This window comes from Citrobacter sp. Cc139 (assembly GCF_030334645.1).
Lineage (GTDB): Bacteria > Pseudomonadota > Gammaproteobacteria > Enterobacterales > Enterobacteriaceae > Citrobacter > Citrobacter werkmanii.
This window is the reverse complement of sequence record NZ_JAOWDM010000075.1, coordinates 193931-213962: the sequence shown is the minus strand read 5'-3', so window position 1 is coordinate 213962 and position 20032 is coordinate 193931. Positions and strand designations below refer to the sequence as shown.

Sequence of the window (20032 nt, the reverse complement as noted above, 5' to 3'; positions counted from 1 at the left end):
ATGCACGCTTATCTTCACTGTCTTTCCCACTCGCCGCTGGTGGGCTATGTCGACCCGGCGCAGGTCGTGCTCGATGAAGTTAACGGCGTGATCGCCAGCGCCCGCGCACGTATTGCGGCGTTCGATCCTGAGCTGGTGGTGCTGTTTGCCCCCGATCACTACAACGGTTTTTTCTACGATGTGATGCCGCCGTTTTGTTTAGGCGTAGGGGCCACCGCAATCGGCGATTTCGGCAGCGCCGCCGGGGAATTGCCGGTGCCCACCGATCTCGCTGAGGCCTGCGCCCATGCGGTGATGAAAAGCGGTATCGATCTTGCCGTGTCCTACAACATGCAGGTCGATCACGGCTTTGCGCAGCCGCTGGAGTTTTTGCTCGGTGGTCTGGATAAGGCTCCGGTGTTACCGGTGTTTATTAACGGCGTCGCCACGCCGCTGCCGGGCTTTCAGCGTACCCGCATGCTCGGTGAAGCCATTGGTCGTTTCGCCAGTTCGCTGAATAAACGCGTGCTGTTTTTAGGTTCCGGCGGCCTGTCGCATCAGCCACCGGTGCCGGAGCTGGCAAAGGCCGATGCCCATATGCGCGACCGCCTGCTCGGCAGTGGCAAACAGTTACCCGAAAACGAGCGTGAATTGCGCCAGCAGCGAGTGATCAGCGCCGCCGAGAAATTTGTGCAAGACCAGCACACGCTGCACCCACTTAACCCCGTCTGGGATAACCGCTTTATGACCCTGCTTGAGCAGGGACGTTGGCAGGAACTGGACGCGGTCAGCAATGAAGAGCTATCCGCGATGGCGGGCAAATCAACGCACGAAGTGAAAACCTGGGTTGCCGCCTTCGCTGCCATTTCTGCCTTTGGCAACTGGCGCAGCGAAGGCCGTTATTATCGCCCGATCCCGGAGTGGATCGCCGGATTCGGCTCCCTGAGCGCCACCACACAGAACTGAAACAGAACTGAATATGCAGGAGAAGAGCATGACTTACCAACCGCAAACCGAAGCCGCCACCAGCCGTTTTCTGGAGGTGCAGGAAGCAGGCGAAACCTTACGCGTGCATTTCAATGACTGTGGGCAGGGCGAAGAGACCGTGGTGCTACTGCACGGCTCAGGTCCTGGCGCGACGGGCTGGGCGAATTTCAGCCGCAACATCGATCCGCTGGTTGAGGCCGGATACCGGGTGATCCTGCTGGATTGTCCTGGCTGGGGGAAAAGCGATGGGATCGTTAACCGCGGGTCACGATCCGATCTCAACGCTCGCATTCTGAAAAGCGTGGTCGATCAACTGGATATTCAGAAAATCCACTTGCTGGGCAACTCAATGGGTGGCCACAGTGCAGTGGCGTTTACTTTGAGCTGGCCAGAGCGCGTGGGCAAGCTGGTGCTGATGGGCGGCGGAACGGGCGGCATGAGCCTGTTTACCCCGATGCCGACCGAAGGCATCAAGCGTCTGAATCAGCTATATCGTGAGCCGACCATCGAAAATCTGAAGCTGATGATGGAGATTTTTGTCTTCGACACCAGTGACCTGACTGAAGCGCTGTTTGAGGCGCGCCTGAATAACATGCTGTCGCGCCGCGATCATCTGGACAACTTTGTCCAGAGTCTGGAAGCCAACCCGAAACAGTTCCCGGACTTCAGCCCGCGTCTGGGTGAAATCAAGGCCCAGACCCTGATTGTCTGGGGCCGCAACGACCGGTTCGTGCCGATGGACGCCGGTCTGCGCCTGCTCTCCGGGATTGCCGGTTCTGAACTGCACATCTACCGCGACTGCGGGCACTGGGCGCAGTGGGAACATGCGGATGCCTTTAACCAACTGGTGCTGAACTTCCTCGCACGCCCTTAAGGAACGGACATGACGAATCTTAATCTTGAGCAGTTAGCCGCCGATTTACGCCTGGCAGAGGAAAAAGGAGAAGCTATCGCCCCGCTGCGTGAACTGATTGGCGTGGACAATGCCGAAGCGGCCTATGCCATTCAGCGCATCAACGTGCAGGACAACGTGGCGCGCGGGCGGCGCGTGGTTGGGCGCAAAGTGGGGCTGACGCACCCGAAAGTGCAACAGCAATTGGGGGTCGATCAGCCAGACTTCGGCACGCTGTTTGCCGACATGTGCTACGGCGATAACGACACCATTCCGTTTTCGCGTGTACTGCAACCGCGTATTGAAGCGGAAATTGCGCTGGTGCTGAACCGCGATCTACCCAATGCCGACACCACTTTTGATGAGCTGTATAACGCCATCGAGTGGGTGCTGCCCGCGCTCGAAGTGGTCGGCAGTCGTATCCGCGACTGGTCAATAAAGTTTGTTGATACCGTGGCGGATAATGCCTCCTGCGGTGTGTATGTGGTCGGCGGGCCGGCGCAGCGTCCGGCCGGGTTAGATCTGAAAAATTGCGCAATGAAAATGACGCGCAATAACGAAGAGGTCTCCAGTGGGCGCGGCAGCGAATGTCTGGGGCATCCGATCAACGCCGCCGTCTGGCTGGCGCGCAAAATGGCCAGCCTCGGCGAGCCGCTGCGTGCGGGGGACATCATTCTCACCGGGGCGTTAGGCCCGATGGTATCAGTGAATGCGGGCGATCGTTTTGAAGCCCATATCGACGGTATTGGTTCAGTTGCCGCCACTTTTTCAGCGGCGGTTACAAAAGGAAGTCAGTCATGAGTAAGCGTAAAGTCGCCATTATCGGCTCCGGCAACATCGGCACCGATTTGATGATTAAAATTCTGCGCCACGGCGTGCACCTGGAGATGGCGGTGATGGTCGGTATTGACCCGCAATCCGATGGTCTGGCGCGCGCCAGACGTATGGGCGTTGCCACCACCCATGAAGGGGTGACTGGGCTTATCGCCATGCCGGAATTCGCCGATATCGACATCGTGTTTGATGCCACCAGCGCGGGCGCACATGTGAAGAACGACGCCGCGCTGCGCGCCATTAAACCGGGGATCCGCCTGATCGACCTGACCCCCGCGGCGATCGGTCCATACTGCGTGCCGGTGGTGAATCTGGAGGCTAACGTTGATCAGCAGAACGTCAATATGGTGACTTGCGGCGGGCAGGCGACCATCCCAATGGTGGCGGCTGTCTCTCGCGTGGCAAAAGTCCATTACGCCGAAATTATTGCCTCGATCGCCAGTAAATCTGCGGGACCGGGCACTCGCGCCAATATTGATGAGTTCACCGAAACCACCTCAAAGGCGATTGAAGTGGTCGGCGGCGCCGAAAAAGGTAAAGCCATCATTGTGCTCAACCCGGCTGAACCGCCGCTGATGATGCGCGACACGGTGTATGTGCTAAGCGAAGCGGCCTCCGAGATTGAAGTTGAAGCGTCCATCAACGAGATGGCGGCGGCGGTACAGGCCTATGTGCCGGGTTATCGCCTGAAACAGCGCGTACAGTTTGAAGTTATCCCGCAGGATAAATCGGTGAATCTGCCGGGTATCGGCCAGTTTTCCGGGCTCAAAACCGCGGTATATCTGGAAGTGGAGGGCGCGGCGCACTATTTACCTGCCTATGCGGGCAACCTCGACATAATGACCTCCAGCGCGCTGGCGACCGCTGAGAAGATGGCGCAGTCACTCACCCGTCAGTCAGGAGAAGCAGCATGAACGGTAAAAAACTCTATATCTCTGACGTGACCCTGCGTGACGGTATGCACGCCATTCGTCACCAGTATTCGCTGGAAAACGTGCGCCAGATTGCGAAAGCGCTGGACGATGCGCGGGTCGATTCTATTGAAGTGGCGCATGGCGACGGTTTACAAGGTTCCAGCTTTAACTACGGCTTTGGCGCGCACAGCGATCTCGAGTGGATTGAAGCGGCGGCAGACGTGGTGCAGCACGCTAAGATCGCCACGCTGTTACTGCCGGGGATCGGTACTATTCACGACCTGAAAAATGCGTATCAGGCCGGGGCGCGGGTGGTACGCGTGGCGACCCACTGCACCGAAGCGGACGTGTCGGCCCAGCATATTCAGTATGCGCGCGAGCTGGGTATGGATACCGTCGGCTTTCTGATGATGAGCCACATGACCACGCCGGAAAATCTGGCGCAGCAGGCGAAGCTGATGGAAACCTACGGCGCGACTTGTATCTACGTGGTCGATTCCGGCGGAGCGATGAACATGAGTGATATTCGCGCCCGCTTCCGCGCCCTGAAAGCGGTACTGAAGCCGGAGACGGAAACCGGAATGCATGCGCATCACAACCTCAGTCTCGGTGTGGCGAACTCGATTGCTGCGGTGGAAGAGGGCTGCGATCGTATCGACGCCAGCCTGGCGGGCATGGGCGCAGGCGCGGGCAATGCGCCGCTGGAAGTGTTTATCGCTGCAGCGGATAAGCTCGGCTGGCAGCATGGCACCGATCTGTATGCGCTGATGGATGCTGCCGACGATCTGGTGCGTCCGCTGCAGGACCGCCCGGTGCGGGTGGATCGCGAAACGCTGGCGCTGGGCTATGCCGGGGTGTACTCCAGCTTCCTGCGTCATTGTGAAGTGGCGGCGGCGCGTTATGGCCTGAGCGCGGTTGATATTCTGGTTGAACTGGGCAAGCGCCGAATGGTGGGCGGCCAGGAAGATATGATCGTCGACGTGGCGCTGGATCTGCGCCACAGCAAATAAAAATGATTACGCGGCTGGCAACGTATCAGCCGCGATTCACCTGCATCGTGACCTCAGAGGTACATCTTATGACTACCCGTACCCCCGCATCCTGGCGCCTGACGTTGACCGTCGGGCTGTGTTTTTTAGTCGCCCTGATGGAAGGGCTGGATCTCCAGGCCGCCGGGATCGCTGCCGTCGGTATCGCTCAGGCGTTTGCGCTGGATAAAATGCAGATGGGCTGGATCTTCAGCGCCGGTATTCTCGGGCTGCTGCCCGGCGCGTTGGTGGGCGGTATGCTGGCCGATCGCTATGGCCGCAAGCGCATTCTCATTGCCTCCGTGGCGTTGTTCGGCCTGTTCTCGCTGGCGACGGCGATTTCCTGGGATTTCTCATCGCTGGTATTTGCCCGTCTGATGACCGGCGTCGGGCTGGGCGCGGCATTGCCGAATCTGATCGCGCTGACCTCCGAAGCGGCGGGGCCACGTTTTCGCGGCACGGCGGTGAGCCTGATGTACTGCGGCGTGCCGATTGGCGCGGCGTTAGCGGCGGCGCTTGGGTTTAGCGGTCTCGCCTCCGCCTGGCAAACGGTGTTCTGGGTTGGCGGGGTGATCCCGCTGTTGCTGGTTCCGCTGTTGATGCGCTGGTTGCCGGAATCGCAGGTTTATACCCAACAAACGCAGGTAGCTGCCGCGCCGTTGCGCGCCCTGTTTGCGCCAGCAGCAGCGAGCGCTACGCTGCTGCTGTGGCTGTGCTATTTCTTCACCCTGCTGGTGGTGTATATGCTGATCAACTGGCTTCCGATGCTGCTGGTGGAGCAGGGATTTCAACCCTCGCAGGCGGCAGGCGTGATGTTTGCTCTGCAAATCGGTGCAGCCAGCGGGACGTTAATTCTCGGGGCGTTGATGGACAAACTGCGTCCGGTGGTGATGTCGCTGCTGATCTACACCGGGATGTTGGCTTCGCTGCTGGCGCTGGGGACGGTGTCGACATTCAGCGGCATGCTGATGGCGGGATTTGTGGCGGGGATGTTTGCCACTGGTGGGCAAAGCGTGTTGTATGCGCTGGCGCCGTTATTTTACAACACGCAGATTCGCGCCACAGGCGTGGGCACCGCCGTTGCTGTCGGACGTTTGGGCGCGATGAGCGGCCCGCTGCTGGCCGGGAAAATGTTAGCGCTGGGCACAGGAACGGTGGGCGTGATGGCGGCGTCTGCGCCGGGGATTTTGCTGGCGGGCCTGGCGGTATTTATTCTGATGAGCCGTAAATCGCAGATGTCGATCCCGGCTAACGGTGCTTAAGCGACCGTCTGGTGCAGAGTTGACGCATCGCCATAATTGCGGGTGAGCGCGGAGCCTTGCGGGTATGGCTGTGATAGTGTGAGGGCTTATTTCCATCAAAACAGGAGCCAGAACATGTCGCAGAATAATCCGTTAAGCGCCATCCTCGACAAACAGGATTTCCTGTTACTGGATGGTGCGATGGCGACGGAGCTGGAAGCGCGCGGTTGTGATTTAGCAGACAGCCTGTGGTCAGCCAAAGTGCTGGTCGAAAATCCGCAGCTTATCCGCGAAGTGCATCTTGATTATTTCCGGGCGGGGGCGCAATGCGCGATCACCGCCAGCTATCAGGCCACGCCGGCAGGTTTTGCCGCGCGCGGCCTGAATGAAGCGCAGTCGAAAGCGCTGATTGGCAAAAGCGTGGAGCTGGCGCGTAAAGCGCGTGAAGCCTGGCTGGCTGAGAACCCGCAGGCGGGTACGCTGCTGGTGGCAGGCTCCGTCGGGCCTTATGGCGCGTATCTGGCGGATGGATCAGAGTATCGTGGCGATTATCAACGTAGCGCTGAGGAATTTCAGGCGTTTCACCGTCCGCGCGTGGAAGCGTTGCTGGATGCCGGGGCCGATCTGCTGGCCTGTGAAACCCTGCCGAATTTTATCGAGATTGGCGCGCTGGCTGAGCTGTTGACCGCGTATCCGCGTGCCAGGGCGTGGTTCTCGTTTACTCTGCGCGACAGCGAGCACCTGAGCGACGGTACGCCGCTGCGTGACGTGGTGGCGTTGCTGGCGGGTTATCCGCAGGTGGTGGCGTTAGGCATCAACTGTATTGCGCTGGAAAAGACCACCGCCGCATTGCAGCATCTGCACGGCTTAACGGCACTGCCACTGGTGGTGTATCCGAATTCGGGCGAGCATTACGATGCGGTAAGTAAAACCTGGCACCATCACGGTGAACATTGCGCGCGGCTGGCCGATTATTTGCCGCAGTGGCAGGCCGCAGGCGCACGGTTGATCGGCGGGTGTTGTCGCACCACGCCGAAGGATATTGCCGCGCTAAAAGCGCGAAGCTGAGAGTTTATCGGGCCTATAGTGAACAATGTAGGCCCGATAAGCGCAGCGCATCAGGCATTGTCGGATGGCGGCACAAGCGCCTTATCCGACCTACAAAGCAACAAAATCTTATGCCGCATCTGCCAGCACAAACATGCCGTACGGGTGGATTTCAAGGTAGTACTGCTCGCCGACGTCCGGCTGCAGGCGCGTGGCGTTGACCTGTAACAAGATCTCCTGTCCATGCCACTCCACCGTGACTTCATACTGAGGGCCCATATAGGCGACATGGCGGATCGCGCAGCGCTGGCTCTCCTCGCCGCGATCGCTGAGCGTGATCGCTTCCGGGCGCACGCCGACCATCCCTTCTCCGTGATCGTTAAAGTGCGGCGGTCGCGGCAAACGATAGCCGTAGATATCAACGTATCCTGCGCTAAAGGTGGCCGGAAACAGGTTGGCATCGCCCATGAAACTCGCCATAAAACGTGAGGCAGGCTGACGATAGAGCTCCTGTGGCGAACCGATCTGCATGATGTGTCCTTTATTCATCACCAGTACGGTATCGGAAACCGCAAAGGCTTCGCTCTGATCGTGGGTAACGTACAGCGAGGTGATATCAAACTGCTTTTGTAGCTCGCGGATCTTGTCGCGCATGCTGCGACGCAGGTTGGCGTCCAGGTTGCTCAGCGGCTCATCAAACAGCAGCACCTTCGGTTTGAGGATCAACGCGCGGGCCAGTGCCACGCGCTGCTGCTGACCGCCGGAGATCTGATCGACATAGCGCTCTTCGAACCCCTCCAGATCGACCATCGCCAGCGCTTCTTTCACCCGCGTCTTCACTTCGCTGCGCGACACGCCAAGCATCTTCAGGCCATAGCCGACGTTCTCTCCCAGCGACATGTGCGGAAACAGAGCATACGACTGAAACACCATGCAGATATCGCGTTGCTGAATGGAACGATGGGTGACATCTTCGCCATCAATAAAAATCTGGCCTTCACTCGGTTTTTCCAGCCCGGCGACAAGCCGCAAAATGGTGGTTTTGCCACAGCCGGAGGGGCCGAGCAGCGTCACCATTTGCCCCTGCGGAATGGTGAGGTTGATGTTGTCGATAACCGTGTTGCTGCCAAATCGTTTAGTGACGTTGCGCAGTTCAACGAAATTTTTCTGAGTCATAGTGCGCTCCATTACGCCTGGTTTTTAGCTTTTGAACGGGAGGTACGTGATTCGCCGATCAGCCAGTCAAAGATGAAAATAATCGCCAGCATCACCACGATCAGAATCGAACCGTAGGCAATCGCCACCCCGTACTCGCCGTCTTCCACGCGGTTGAGGATGTAGGCCGTCGCCACGCGGGTATCCGGCGTCACAAGGAACACAATGGCACTGACGGTGGTAATGGCGCGCACAAAGCTGTAGATCAGCGCCGAGAGGATCGCCGGGCGCAGCAGCGGTAGCAGGATATGCGTAATGGTCCGCAGGGAACCGGCACGCAGGCTAAGCGAGGCTTCATCCAGCGATTTATCGATTTGGCCTAAGCCCGCGATGCCCGCCCGGATACCGACCGGCACGTTACGCATCACCATTGAGATAATCACGATGGCGGCGGTGCCGGTGAGGTACACCGGGGCGCTGTTAAAGGCCAGAATGTACGACACGCCCGCTACGGTGCCAGGAACGGCAAAGCACAGCATGGTGGTGAACTCGATGGTTTTTTTACCTTTAAACTGCTGGCGCACCACAATCCACGCGATCAGCAGACCAAAGATCGCGGTGATCGGCGCGGCAATCCCGGCGTAGAGCAGAGTGTCGAGCAGTGAAGGCCACGCGCCGTCGCTCATCCCCTGACCGAACAGTTTGGTAAAGTTCGCCAGCGTCAGGGTGTAGTCCACGCCCCAGTTAACGGTGAAACTGCCGTAGAAAATGCTGCCGTAGAGCAGGGCGTTAAAGGCAATCCACACCGCCAGCAGCGCAACTACGCTCCACACCAGCGTCACTGGCAGCGGCTGGACGTCGCCCCGGTAGGATTTACCGGAGACCGTCACGTAGGAGCGCTTGCCGATCCACATGTACTGCACACAGAATACCAGCAGCGAGAACAGCAGCAGGAACGCGCCCAGCGTACTGGCGGCCTGATAATCGAGCTGCGAGCCGGTGATGTAGAAGTAAATTTGCGTTGCCAGCACGTCGAAGTTACCGCCGAGCACCAGCGGGTTACTGAAGTCGGCCAGCGACTGTACCACCACAATCAAAAAGGCGTTCGCCAGCGCCGGTTTCAGTAGTGGGACAAACACGCCGTTAAAGGTCTGCCAGCGGCTGGCACGCAGGGTGTATGACGCTTCTTCCAGCGACGGATGAATGGTCTTGATCGCCCCGTCGAGGATCATAAACGCCATCGGCGTAAAGGCCAGCACCTGCGCCAGCCAGATGCCGGTAAAACCGTACAGCCAGTTGGTGTTGGTTAAGCCGAACCAGTCGACCATAAATTCGGTGATGTAACCAGAGCGACCCATCATCAGCGTAACGCCTAAACCGACGACAAACGGCGGGGTAACGATCGGCAGAATCGAGAAGATACGTCCGATGATGGCGCTACGTCTGGCGATACGGGTCGTGTAGATAGCCAGCACCAGGCCAAAGAAGGTACAGCCGACGCCGACGGCAATCGACAGCATAATCGAGTTGAGGATCACCTGAATGATATGCGCCTGCGACAGCACATTCATAAACGCCAGTGGCGCAAATTCCCCGGCGTCGTTGGTGAACATCGGAATGAAAATAGCGATGCTCGGCCAGACGATAAAAATACCGATCAGCGCGACAATCGCGGTCAGCGAGCCGATGACGAAACGGTCGCCGCCCAGCCATTCCAGACGGGTAAGCGCCAGGGTCATAATTGCGCCCAGCGCCACAAACAGCACGATGGTGGCATAGCCTAAGCCGCGACCTTCAAGCGTGGCGCTGGCGACGATAAAGGCCATGCAGAAGAATGCCCAGCCTGCGTCAAGATAATGGCGGCCGCGCTGTTCGCGTCTGGCTTCATGGAACGGGCGTACCAGCAGCAGGCTCGGTAGCAGATACCATAACCAACTGATATTGAATTGTGACCAGCCGTAGGCGGCGAGAATTTCTTCGCCCGTCGACTCCAGCAGACCGTAGTCCAGGCTCCAGCTTGGCAGCAGGGCAAACGCCAGCCAGCCGAGCAAAACCCAAAGAAATATCGCATCCCGTTTTTTCACGGGATGGAGTGCAAGTGTGTGTGACATAGCGGTTCCGGTATTTCAGGCCGGGCGGGCGCTTACGCCGCACCCGGCAAATGAACGCAACGTGGGCTTATTTACCCATCTTCACTTCGCTAACCCACTTATTGATCAGGGCCTTACGTACGTCGGTCGAGCCGTACTTATCCATGTCGTAGTTGATAAGCTTCAGGTCGTCGAGCTTCAGCGAGTTCGGCGAGGTCTCGGCGGTGGTGTTGGTCAGGATCTGATAGGATTTACCTTTCTTCCATGCCAACTCCTGGGCGTCTTTCGACAGCACCCAGTCAACGAACAGTTTGGCGTTGTCGAGGTTGCGCGCGCCTTTCAGGATGCTGACGCCGCCAATTTCATAGCCGGTGCCTTCGCACGGGGAGATCAGCTCCAGCGGGGCACCCTGTTCTTTTTCCAGCGAGTAGTCGTGCAGGAAGCCAATGCCGATCGCCGTTTCGCCACGGGCGGCATTACGCGCCGGAGCAATGCCGGATTTGGTGTACTGGGAGACGTTGGCGTTGAGCTGTTTCAGGTAATCAAAAGCCTGATCCTCACCCCAAAGCTGAGCGAAGGTCGCCAGCGCGGTGTAGGCGGTGCCTGAACTCTGTGGGTCAGCAATCTGGATTTCCCCTTTGTATTCTGGTTTGGTCAGATCCTTCCAGCATTTCGGTACCGGCAGGTTTTTCTCTTTCAGGCGTTGAGTATTAACGCCAAAGCCCAGAATACCGACATACACCGCCGAGGAGAGGTTACCTTTTACTTTCGCCGGATCGCGGAACTTCTCCATGATCTGCGCGAGGTTAGGTGATTTGTATGGCTGCAGCAGGCCCATTTCACCGGCCTGGGATTGTGGATCCAGCGTACCGCCGTACCACACATCCGCCTGCGGGTTTTTCTTCTCGGCATCGACCTTCGCCAGCGTGCTGCCGGAGCCGTTACGAATAAATGAGGTTTTCACATCATATTTGTCGCCGAAGGCTTTGGTTTCGGTTTCGCACATCTCGTTGGTGGCGCTGCAATACACCACCAGACGTCCTTGAGCTTGTGCCGCACTGCTGAAGGCCGCCAGCGTCAGAGCGGAGGCAATCAGGGTAGAGGTAAGCGTCAGTTTCATTGTTTTATCCTTTGACTGAGAGAAGGGGTAATGCCCGCAATGAGCAATGGCATCAGCAATAAACCCATAAAAACAGCGGCAACCGAGAGCAAACTGAACATTCCCGACCAGCCGTAGTGTTCTATGACCAGCGACAGCGGCCAACCCGCCAGCGCGGCCCCCAGATAGGCGAACAGCCCGAGAAAACCGGTGATTGAACCTGCCGCCGCTTTGTGTCCGCATTCGACAGCAGCCAGACCAATCAACATCTGCGGGCCAAACACAAAAAAGCCCACGGTAAAGAAACAGACTGCCAGCAGCGCATAGTGGTGCACCGGGGCCAGCCACAGGGCGGCGACGGAGACCATCAGTCCCAGCGTGAACAGCAATATCATCGGCGCGCGCTGACCGCTGAACAGCAGATCCGATCCCCATCCGGCAAATAGCGCGCCGAGCAAGCCGCCGACTTCAAACAACATCACCGTGGCATTGGCGCTGAGCAGATTCACGCCGTGGCTTTCCGTCAGCCAGATGTTGCCCCAGTCGTTGAGCGCAATGCGGATCAAATAGACCAGTACATACGACACGCCAAGCAGCCAGATCATCGGATTTTTCAGCATGGTGGTGCGTAACATTTGCCACAGCCCCATCGGCGGGCTCTGCTGCTCCTGACGTAGCTCCAGCGGATCGTGCCGCCATTCTCCAACTGTCGGTAATCCCTCTTCCTGGGGCGTGCCTTTCAGTTGCAGGGTGAGCCAGATACCTAACGCCATGCTGATTATCCCCGGTGCCAGCATCGCTGCCTGCCAGCCCCACCAGAGGGCGGCAAAGGCGCTAATCAGCGGGATGATGGCCCCGCCGATGTTGATCGACATATTCCAGCAACCCCACCAGAAGCCGCGTTCGTTGCGCGAGTACCAGTGGGTCAGCAGGCGGGCGCAGGGCGGCCAGCCCCAGCCCTGGAAAAATCCGTTCAACGTCCAGACCGCCAGCAGCAGCGTCAGCGATTCACCAAAGGCGAACACCACGTTCAAAACACCAGTGGCGAACAGGCCGATTCCCATGAACGCGCGCTGCCCATGGCTGTCGTGCCACAATCCGGCGGCGAATTTCGACAGGCCGTAGGTCAGATAAAACAGCGATCCCAGCAGACCGATATCGCCTTTATCCAGCCCCAGATCCGTTTGCAGCGCCGGGAGTACATAGTTGACGCTTTTGCGCGTCAGATAAAACGCGGCGTAGCCAATCACCATGCACATCAGCAATTGTGGACGTAGCGTCCGGTATTGTTGGTCTGTTTCGCGTGCGTGCATGGCGGTCTCCGTTTGTGCTGACTATAGGAAAGTGAAAGCAAAAGGGGATGAGAGAAAGTCCGCAGTGACTAAGACTTTTTCCTGGTTAGCGGCTGGTTTGTTGCAAATTTGTGGGCAGGTTAACAATTACCCGCGTGCCGTGGTTCGATTCCAGCGTGAGTTCGCCACCGAGGGCGCTTACCCGCTCACGCATCCCCTGGATACCGAAACCGGGGATTTTTTCCGGGAGGATACCCACGCCGTTGTCATCGACTTCCAGTGACAGGCGGTGTTCCCGCTGGCGTAGCGTAATCGATACCTCGCTGGCATCGGCATGCTTACAGATGTTATTGAGCAGTTCCTGCATCAGGCGATACAGTGTGAAGCGCACCGTTTCATTTTCTGGCGTATTTTCCAGATGGTAATTAAATCGGCAGCGGATGCCCCGCTCGGCAAAGGCAAATTCATTCACCAGATGATACAGCGCATCTTTGAAAGACAGTTCATCAAGCGCGGGCGGGCGCAACTGGCGCAGAAGCTGGCGGGTGGAGTGGTGAATGCGCCGGGCAAGATCGTTGATCTGATTCGCCGCCTCAAGCGTTTGCTCGCGACCCGGCGCGCGTTTGACCAGTTGCGTCTGAATCTGGATGGCGGTGATGTTCTGGCCTATTTCGTCATGCAGTTCGCGCGCTAAACTTTTTCGCGTGTCTTCCTCGGTACGAATCAGCTGTTCGGTCAGCGCACGGCGTGCCGCCAGTTCGGCTTCCAGACGCTGGCGATAATGGTGCAAGTTTTGCGCCAGATGCTGCTGGCGGCTGATGGCGATACCAAGACCAATACCCAGCAACGCCTGCGTCGCGAGAAAAATCTCCAGTTCAAGAAGATTACTGAACCCCACGCCTATCTGCCGGGCGATGGTGATCATCATGCTGCCGAGCAATCCGGACAACACGCCGCCCTGCCAGCCGAATTTCCATGCCATCACCACGTTCGGTAAAAACACCACGATCAGCAGCAGGCGCTCGATATCCGGCGACAGTACCATCTGCGTGCCAATGCCAATAATAAAAAACAGGCTGCACCAGATGATAAGCGAGGTGCGCAGCGGGGGATTGGTGGTATCCAACCCGAGCAAATGATAACGGTGCTGCTGGCGCAGAAATTCATAGATCAGATAGACAAACGGCGTCAGCAGCACGCCGCCGGTAAACGACGCCAGGCCAATTAACGTTGCCGGGCTTGCGATAAACGGTGACAGCAGGGCGGTATTAAGCAATGAGGTAATTGTTACCGCGGCCAGCAGCAGCGTTAAGCGCTGCCAGTACAGGGGGAAGCGGTGCCAGTATGACTGACCGATGCTTGCCGGAAGAAGGCTAATTAATGGGGCTACCAGCAAAATATAGCCATTCAATAATTGCTCGCTGTGCAGCCAGAACAGCATCAGTACCGGCGGCAGCACCAGCGCGGGCCAGTAGCGGCGAGAAAGCAGAATCAACAGTGCAAGATAGACCCCGTGTGGCAGGAATAATGCCGCCTGCTGACCGTTGTGGGTCAGGTAAAACCCCAGCGTCCACAGCATCAACCAGCCCGATCCCCAGGCCAGCAGAATAAACAGGGAGATTACCCAATGACGAAGGTTACGCGACATTAATGCCCCGTCAGTAGCTGGTGGTCGAGGGCAAAATGCACCAACTCGATAGTGCTGTGGCATTGCAATTTGCCCAGCACGTTCGCGCGGTGGACGTGAACCGTTTTGTGGCTGAGATCGAGCTTAAAGGCAATCTCTTTCACGCTGTCGCCTTTGACCAATAGATCAAACACTTCGCGCTCGCGCGGGGTCAGTACCTCCAGGACCTGCGCGGGCTGCTCGCCGCCGCGTAACGCCCGCAGCGCATCGGCGCACAGATAATGCCCGCCCATACCCACCGACCGTACCGCTTGCACCAGTTCTTCGGGTCCGCAGCGTTTGGTCAGATAGCCGCTGGCGCCAGCATCCAGTGCACTTTGTACAAACGTCGGCGAGTCATAAATGCTGAGAATAATGGCGCGAAAACCGGGCTTCTGCGCCCGCAGTCGTTTTAGCAGGCTCAGGCCATTTTCATCCGGCATGGCGATGTCCATCACCGCGACGTTGACGTCATCATGCAGTAATGCAGGCCAGGCCTCCGCCGCGCTACTGAACTGACCGGTGACGTTGAGATCGTCTTCGAGACTGAGTAATTGCGCAAAGCCGGAACGCACCACCACATGGTCATCCACCAGCACAACATGAATCATGATATTGCTCTCTTGCCTGACAATAGCGTCTATGATGCCTGCCAGCGCAGCGCTGGCAATCATCCAGGCGCAGTTATGTAACGAATGTAACAAAATCGCAATACACTTCATCCTTCAAGCTGCCTCTTTGTTGGCTGCACTCAGAAACCCCAGTCACATAGTTATCTATGCTCCTGGGGATTTCTTCCCTTGCCGCCTCGACGCATCTTGAATGATTTTGTGTATAAGCATTGCCGGTTTTTTTCTAAAAACGCTTTGTTCTTAGCCAGAATTTTTAATTCCTTTATCAAAGTGGGCCGCAACGAAATACTGCCTCCTATAACAAGACAGGGGAGCAGACAATCATGGCTAATTCATCGCGTAACGCACTTCTTGCCGCACTGGCATTCATCGCATTTCAGGCGCAGGCGGTGAACGTCACTGTCGCGTATCAAACTTCCGCCGAACCCGCCAAAGTGGCGCAGGCGGATAACACTTTCGCTAAAGAGAGCGGAGCCACCGTTGACTGGCGCAAGTTTGACAGCGGCGCGAGTATTGTCCGCGCGTTGGCATCCGGCGACGTACAGATCGGTAACCTCGGCTCCAGCCCGCTGGCGGTAGCGGCCAGTCAGCAGGTGCCGATTGAGGTTTTCCTGCTGGCATCAAAGCTCGGCAATTCTGAAGCGCTGGTGGTGAAGAAAAACATCAGTAAACCGGAAGATTTGATTGGTAAGCGCATTGCCGTGCCGTTTATCTCCACCACCCATTACAGCCTGCTGGCAGCGCTGAAACATTGGGGGATTAAACCCGGCCAGGTAGAGATTGTGAACCTTCAGCCACCGGCGATTATTGCCGCCTGGCAGCGCGGAGATATTGACGGCGCGTACGTCTGGGCGCCTGCAGTCAATGCGCTGGAAAAAGACGGCAAGGTACTGACTGACTCGGAAAAAGTCGGTGAATGGGGGGCGCCAACGTTGGACGTGTGGGTGGTACGCAAAGATTTTGCCGAGAAATACCCTGAGGTAGTGAAAGCATTTGCGAAAAGCGCCATCGATGCGCAGCAGCCCTATATCGCCAACCCGGATGCCTGGCTCAAACAACCGGAGAATATCAGCAAGCTGGCGCGCTTAAGCGGTGTGCCAGAGGCGGATGTGCCGGGGCTGGTGAAAGGTAACACCTATCTGACTCCGCAGCAGCAAACCGCCGAGCTTACCGGACCGGTAAATAAAGCGATTATCGACACCGCGCAGTTCCTTAAAGAGCAGGGCAAAGTGCCCGCCGTAGCGACGGATTATAGCCAGTACGTGACCGATCGTTTCGTGCAATAAAGGGGACGCTGATGCTGCAAATCTCTCATCTTAATGCCAGTTACGGCGGCAAACCGGTGCTTGAGGATATCAACCTGACGCTCGATAGCGGTGAACTGCTGGTGGTGCTGGGACCTTCCGGTTGTGGGAAAACCACATTGTTAAATCTGATTGCCGGATTTGTACCGTATCAACACGGCAGCATTATGCTGGCGGGCAGTAAGGTCGAAGGACCTGGCGCAGAACGTGGAGTGGTGTTTCAGAATGAAGGTCTGTTGCCCTGGCGCAACGTGCAGGACAACGTCACCTTCGGTCTGCAACTGACGGGCATGGAGAAACCGCAGCGTCAGCGTATTGCTCAGGAAATGTTGCAAAAAGTGGGGCTGGAGGGCGCGGAAAAACGCTTTATCTGGCAGCTTTCCGGTGGGCAGCGTCAGCGTGTCGGCATTGCGCGGGCGCTGGCGGCCAACCCGCAGCTGTTGCTACTCGATGAGCCGTTTGGCGCGCTCGACGCCTTTACCCGCGAGCAGATGCAAACCCTGCTGCTGAAACTTTGGCATGAAACGGGGAAGCAGGTGCTGTTGATTACCCATGATATCGAAGAAGCGGTGTTTATGGCCACGGAACTGGTATTGCTGTCGCCAGGCCCTGGTCGGGTGCTGGAACGACTGCCGCTTAATTTCGCCCGGCGTTTTGTGGCCGGAGAGGCGAGTCGCAGCATTAAGTCCGATCCGCAGTTTATCGCCATGCGCGAGTATGTGTTAAGTCGTGTCTTTGAACAACGGGAGGCCTTCTCATGAGCGTGGTGATTAATGACAAACCCCGCCGCCCGCGGGCGCTGAACTGGCGCTGGCCGTTCTCGCGCCAGATGACTTTAAGCCTCGGTACGCTGGCCGTCATTTTGGCGCTGTGGTGGACGGTGGCGGCGCTGCAGTTAATCAGCCCGTTGTTTCTGCCGCCGCCGGGCCAGGTTTTGCAAAAGCTCATCAGTATTGCCGGGCCGCAGGGGTTTATGGATGCCACGCTGTGGCAGCATCTGGCGGCCAGTTTGACGCGTATTGTTATCGCGCTGCTGGCGGCGGTGGTGTTGGGGATTCCGGTCGGCATCGCCATGGGGCTGAGTCCGACGATTCGCGGCATTCTCGACCCAATCATTGAATTGTATCGTCCGGTTCCGCCATTGGCCTATTTGCCGCTGATGGTTATCTGGTTTGGTATTGGTGAAACCTCCAAGATCCTGCTGATTTACCTGGCGATTTTCGCCCCTGTGGCGATGTCGGCGCTGGCGGGCGTAAAAAGTGCGCAGCAGGTGAGAATCCGGGCCGCGCAGTCGCTGGGGGCCAGCCGTGCGCAGGTGCTGTGGTTTGTGATTTTACCAGGTGCCTTGCCGGAGATTTTGACCGGACTGCGCATTGGACTGGGCGTGGGGTGGTCGACCCTGGTGGCGGCGGAGCTGATTGCCGCGACGCGAGGTTTAGGATTTATGGTGCAATCAGCCGGTGAGTTTCTGGCAACGGATGTTGTGCTGGCGGGGATCGCGGTAATTGCCGTTATCGCGTTTATTTTAGAGCTGGGTCTGCGCGCGCTTCAGCGCCGTCTGACACCCTGGCATGGAGAAGTACAATGAGTGAACGTCTGAGCATTACCCCGCTGGGGCCATACATTGGCGCACAAATTACCGGCGCGGATTTAACGCGCCCATTAAGCGATAACCAGTTTGAACAGCTTTATCATGCTGTATTGCGCCATCAGGTGGTGTTCCTGCGCGAGCAGGTGATTACGCCACAGCAGCAGCGCGCGCTGGCGCTACGTTTTGGCGACCTGCATATTCACCCGGTCTACCCACATGCCGAAGGGGTGGACGAAATAATCGTGCTGGATACCCACAACGATAATCCGCCCGATAACGACAACTGGCACACTGATGTGACGTTTATCGACACGCCGCCCGCCGGAGCGATTCTGGCGGCGAAAGAGCTGCCATCGACAGGCGGAGACACCCTGTGGACCAGCGGGATTGCTGCTTATGATGCTCTTTCCCAGCCGTTTCGCCAGCTGCTGAGCGGCCTGCGGGCAGAGCATGATTTTCGTAAATCATTTCAGGAATATAAATATCGCCAGACGCCAGAGGAGCATCAGCGCTGGCTGGAGGCGGTCGCCAAACATCCACCGTTATTGCATCCGGTGGTGCGTACCCATCCTGTGAGTGGCAAGCAAGCGCTGTTTGTGAATGAAGGGTTTACCACGCGAATTGTTGATGTGACGGAAAAAGAGAGCGAGGCGCTGCTGGGCTTTTTGTTCGCGCATATCACCAAACCGGAGTTCCAGGTGCGCTGGCGCTGGCAGCCTAACGATGTGGCGATTTGGGATAATCGCGTGACGCAGCACTATGCCAACGCGGATTATCTGCCGCAGCGGCGCATTATGCACCGGGCGACAATTCTTGGAGACAAGCCGTTTTATCGGGCCGGGTGAATAACCGCTGGCGCTTCGCTGACCGGACCTGGCGATAACAGGCCGGATAAGGCGAAGCCGCCATCCGGCACAAGGTCAATTAACGCAGGATTTTTTTCTCAGCCAGATCCAGCGCAAAGTAGCTGAAGATCAGATCCGCGCCCGCGCGTTTGATCGAACCTAAGCTTTCCAGCACCACTTTATTTTCATCGATAGCACCCGCCATCGCCGCGAACTTGATCATCGCGTATTCACCGCTAACCTGATAAGCGCCAATTGGCAATTCGGTGCGTTCGCGGATATCGCGCAGAATATCGAGGTACGCGCCGGCCGGTTTCACCATCAGGCAGTCTGCACCCTGGGCTTCATCCAGCAGTGATTCGCGAATCGCCTCGCGGCGGTTCATCGGGTTCATCTGATAGGTTTTACGATCGCCCTTCAGCGCTGTACCTGCTGCTTCACGGAACGGGCCATAGAAAGAAGAGGCAAACTTAGTGGAGTAGGACATGATCGCGGTATCGGTGAAGCCCGCGGCATCCAGCGCCTGGCGAATCGCCTGCACCTGACCGTCCATTGCGGCGGAAGGGGCGATGAAATCTGCACCCGCAGCGGCAGCAACGACTGCCTGTTTGCCGAGGTTGGCAAGGGTTAAATCATTATCGACGCCGTGATCGCACAACACGCCGCAGTGACCATGCGAGGTGTACTCACAGAAGCAGGTGTCGGACATGACGATCATTTCCGGTACGGTCTGCTTACAGATACGCGACATGCGCGCCACCAGACCATCTTCTTTCCAGGCATCGCTGCCGGTGTCGTCGGTGTGGTGGGAAATGCCGAAGGTCATGACCGAACGGATACCTGCAGTGGCAATGCGTTCAATTTCGCGCGCCAGGTGTTTCTCTGGAATGCGCATCACGCCCGGCATGGCGTCGATGGCTTTGTAATCGTCGAGTTCTTCTTCAACAAAGATCGGCAACACCAGGTCATTTAAGCTGAGTGTTGTCTCTTCAAACATAGCGCGTAGCGCAGGAGATTTGCGCAGGCGGCGAGGGCGATGGATTAGGTCTGTCATGGTATGCCTGATGTTTGTGGAATCGAAGGTCGCAGTATACCTGAACCTGAGGGCGGGTGGTTTACGAAAGTTGGCGTTATGCGAGTGAGGTTCCACTCTTAATAACCTCTTTTACATATATGCTATTTATATTTTTGCGATGTTAATTATTTTAGATATCGATTGGTTTTAATCCTGGTTAAGCTTTGTTTAATGTTTAATTAAGTTGCGAGGGGTTGGGTAGTATTTATTGCTTGTGTTTTTTATTTCTTTTTAAATGATAGGGTAAGTGTATGTGTTGGAGGTTTTTATTATTTTAATGCTCTGAATTTAAAAGTGTTTTAATTCTTCTTATAGAATTTTCTTAATTGTCTTATTTATGGTCTGCTTTCGGACTTAAGGC

At 57.1% G+C, this 20032-nt stretch carries 18 protein-coding genes; 11 read left to right on the top strand and 7 right to left on the bottom strand.

The genetic code is table 11. The features are described 5' to 3' along the window. The 7 genes from mhpB (at position 1) to mmuM (ending at position 6943) form a co-directional block, all read left to right on the top strand. Entirely contained in the window at positions 1–945 is a 945-nt protein-coding gene (mhpB, locus tag OGV69_RS09270; protein WP_069323917.1) for a 2,3-dihydroxyphenylpropionate/2,3-dihydroxicinnamic acid 1,2-dioxygenase, read from the top strand. Positions 946–973: 28 nt separating this feature from the next. After that, positions 974–1840, top strand: a complete 867-nt coding sequence (mhpC, locus tag OGV69_RS09265) for a 2-hydroxy-6-oxonona-2,4-dienedioate hydrolase (RefSeq protein ID WP_069323918.1) — start codon at positions 974–976, stop codon at positions 1838–1840. Positions 1841–1849: 9 nt separating this feature from the next. Further along, positions 1850–2659, top strand: coding sequence for a 2-keto-4-pentenoate hydratase (gene mhpD / locus OGV69_RS09260; protein ID WP_069323919.1), 810 nt, complete (start codon positions 1850–1852; stop codon positions 2657–2659). Further along, complete coding sequence (mhpF, locus tag OGV69_RS09255; RefSeq protein ID WP_069323920.1) at positions 2656–3606, top strand: acetaldehyde dehydrogenase; 951 nt, start codon at positions 2656–2658, stop codon at positions 3604–3606. The genes mhpD and mhpF overlap by 4 nt, the downstream gene beginning before the upstream one ends. Next, the gene (gene mhpE / locus OGV69_RS09250) at positions 3603–4616 is read left to right on the top strand and encodes a 4-hydroxy-2-oxovalerate aldolase (RefSeq protein ID WP_069323921.1); all 1014 of its coding nucleotides are present in this window, start codon (positions 3603–3605) and stop codon (positions 4614–4616) included. The genes mhpF and mhpE overlap by 4 nt, the downstream gene beginning before the upstream one ends. A gap of 68 nt (positions 4617–4684) precedes the next feature. Continuing rightward, on the top strand, positions 4685–5896 hold the full coding sequence (gene mhpT, locus OGV69_RS09245; RefSeq protein ID WP_038643046.1) for a 3-(3-hydroxy-phenyl)propionate transporter MhpT: 1212 nt from the start codon (positions 4685–4687) through the stop codon (positions 5894–5896). A 114-nt stretch (positions 5897–6010) separates the two neighbouring features. Next, the gene (gene mmuM, locus OGV69_RS09240) at positions 6011–6943 is read left to right on the top strand and encodes a homocysteine S-methyltransferase (protein WP_069323922.1); all 933 of its coding nucleotides are present in this window, start codon (positions 6011–6013) and stop codon (positions 6941–6943) included. Between the two features lie 108 nt (positions 6944–7051). Here mmuM and fbpC read toward each other — a convergent pair whose 3' ends face one another. From fbpC to OGV69_RS09210, 6 genes are all read right to left on the bottom strand, one after another. Beyond that, a complete protein-coding gene (fbpC, locus tag OGV69_RS09235) occupies positions 7052–8098 on the bottom strand; it encodes a ferric ABC transporter ATP-binding protein (protein WP_069323923.1) in 1047 nt (348 codons plus the stop codon). Positions 8099–8109: 11 nt separating this feature from the next. Beyond that, a complete protein-coding gene (locus OGV69_RS09230; RefSeq protein ID WP_038638053.1) occupies positions 8110–10188 on the bottom strand; it encodes an ABC transporter permease in 2079 nt (692 codons plus the stop codon). A gap of 67 nt (positions 10189–10255) precedes the next feature. Further along, entirely contained in the window at positions 10256–11287 is a 1032-nt protein-coding gene (locus OGV69_RS09225) for an ABC transporter substrate-binding protein (RefSeq protein ID WP_069323924.1), read from the bottom strand. Next, positions 11284–12579, bottom strand: a complete 1296-nt coding sequence (uhpC, locus tag OGV69_RS09220) for an MFS transporter family glucose-6-phosphate receptor UhpC (RefSeq protein WP_038638059.1) — start codon at positions 12577–12579, stop codon at positions 11284–11286. The genes OGV69_RS09225 and uhpC overlap by 4 nt, the downstream gene beginning before the upstream one ends. Before the next feature lie 85 nt (positions 12580–12664). Further along, positions 12665–14206 carry an MASE1 domain-containing sensor histidine kinase gene (locus tag OGV69_RS09215; protein WP_069323925.1) on the bottom strand — a complete coding sequence of 514 codons (1542 nt, stop codon included), beginning with the start codon at positions 14204–14206 and terminating at the stop codon, positions 12665–12667. Further along, positions 14206–14835, bottom strand: coding sequence for a response regulator transcription factor (locus OGV69_RS09210; protein WP_038638064.1), 630 nt, complete (start codon positions 14833–14835; stop codon positions 14206–14208). The genes OGV69_RS09215 and OGV69_RS09210 overlap by 1 nt, the downstream gene beginning before the upstream one ends. A 344-nt stretch (positions 14836–15179) precedes the next feature. On the opposite strand from OGV69_RS09210, the gene tauA reads away from it, so the two are divergent. Genes tauA through tauD form a run of 4 tightly spaced genes read left to right on the top strand, consistent with a single transcriptional unit; the run spans position 15180 to position 18596 of the window. Continuing rightward, on the top strand, positions 15180–16142 hold the full coding sequence (gene tauA / locus OGV69_RS09205) for a taurine ABC transporter substrate-binding protein (protein WP_069323926.1): 963 nt from the start codon (positions 15180–15182) through the stop codon (positions 16140–16142). Between the two features lie 11 nt (positions 16143–16153). Further along, positions 16154–16921 (top strand): taurine ABC transporter ATP-binding subunit, encoded by a 768-nt coding sequence (tauB, locus tag OGV69_RS09200; RefSeq protein ID WP_069323927.1) that lies wholly within the window; start codon positions 16154–16156, stop codon positions 16919–16921. Next, positions 16918–17748, top strand: a complete 831-nt coding sequence (tauC, locus tag OGV69_RS09195) for a taurine ABC transporter permease TauC (RefSeq protein WP_038638077.1) — start codon at positions 16918–16920, stop codon at positions 17746–17748. Before tauB ends, tauC begins: the two co-directional genes overlap by 4 nt. Continuing rightward, on the top strand, positions 17745–18596 hold the full coding sequence (gene tauD, locus OGV69_RS09190) for a taurine dioxygenase (protein ID WP_038638080.1): 852 nt from the start codon (positions 17745–17747) through the stop codon (positions 18594–18596). The genes tauC and tauD overlap by 4 nt, the downstream gene beginning before the upstream one ends. A gap of 79 nt (positions 18597–18675) precedes the next feature. Here tauD and hemB read toward each other — a convergent pair whose 3' ends face one another. Then, a complete protein-coding gene (hemB, locus tag OGV69_RS09185; protein ID WP_069323928.1) occupies positions 18676–19650 on the bottom strand; it encodes a porphobilinogen synthase in 975 nt (324 codons plus the stop codon). Between the last annotated feature and the right edge of the window lie 382 nt (positions 19651–20032).

Coding starts and splice junctions, on each gene's coding strand:
- mhpB (WP_069323917.1), top strand. CDS start 1: ATGCACGCTTATCTTCACTGTCTTTCCCACTCGCCGCTGGTGGGCTAT.
- mhpC (WP_069323918.1), top strand. CDS start 974: ATGACTTACCAACCGCAAACCGAAGCCGCCACCAGCCGTTTTCTGGAG.
- mhpD (WP_069323919.1), top strand. CDS start 1,850: ATGACGAATCTTAATCTTGAGCAGTTAGCCGCCGATTTACGCCTGGCA.
- mhpF (WP_069323920.1), top strand. CDS start 2,656: ATGAGTAAGCGTAAAGTCGCCATTATCGGCTCCGGCAACATCGGCACC.
- mhpE (WP_069323921.1), top strand. CDS start 3,603: ATGAACGGTAAAAAACTCTATATCTCTGACGTGACCCTGCGTGACGGT.
- mhpT (WP_038643046.1), top strand. CDS start 4,685: ATGACTACCCGTACCCCCGCATCCTGGCGCCTGACGTTGACCGTCGGG.
- mmuM (WP_069323922.1), top strand. CDS start 6,011: ATGTCGCAGAATAATCCGTTAAGCGCCATCCTCGACAAACAGGATTTC.
- fbpC (WP_069323923.1), bottom strand. CDS start 8,098: ATGACTCAGAAAAATTTCGTTGAACTGCGCAACGTCACTAAACGATTT.
- OGV69_RS09230 (WP_038638053.1), bottom strand. CDS start 10,188: ATGTCACACACACTTGCACTCCATCCCGTGAAAAAACGGGATGCGATA.
- OGV69_RS09225 (WP_069323924.1), bottom strand. CDS start 11,287: ATGAAACTGACGCTTACCTCTACCCTGATTGCCTCCGCTCTGACGCTG.
- uhpC (WP_038638059.1), bottom strand. CDS start 12,579: ATGCACGCACGCGAAACAGACCAACAATACCGGACGCTACGTCCACAA.
- OGV69_RS09215 (WP_069323925.1), bottom strand. CDS start 14,206: ATGTCGCGTAACCTTCGTCATTGGGTAATCTCCCTGTTTATTCTGCTG.
- OGV69_RS09210 (WP_038638064.1), bottom strand. CDS start 14,835: ATGATTCATGTTGTGCTGGTGGATGACCATGTGGTGGTGCGTTCCGGC.
- tauA (WP_069323926.1), top strand. CDS start 15,180: ATGGCTAATTCATCGCGTAACGCACTTCTTGCCGCACTGGCATTCATC.
- tauB (WP_069323927.1), top strand. CDS start 16,154: ATGCTGCAAATCTCTCATCTTAATGCCAGTTACGGCGGCAAACCGGTG.
- tauC (WP_038638077.1), top strand. CDS start 16,918: ATGAGCGTGGTGATTAATGACAAACCCCGCCGCCCGCGGGCGCTGAAC.
- tauD (WP_038638080.1), top strand. CDS start 17,745: ATGAGTGAACGTCTGAGCATTACCCCGCTGGGGCCATACATTGGCGCA.
- hemB (WP_069323928.1), bottom strand. CDS start 19,650: ATGACAGACCTAATCCATCGCCCTCGCCGCCTGCGCAAATCTCCTGCG.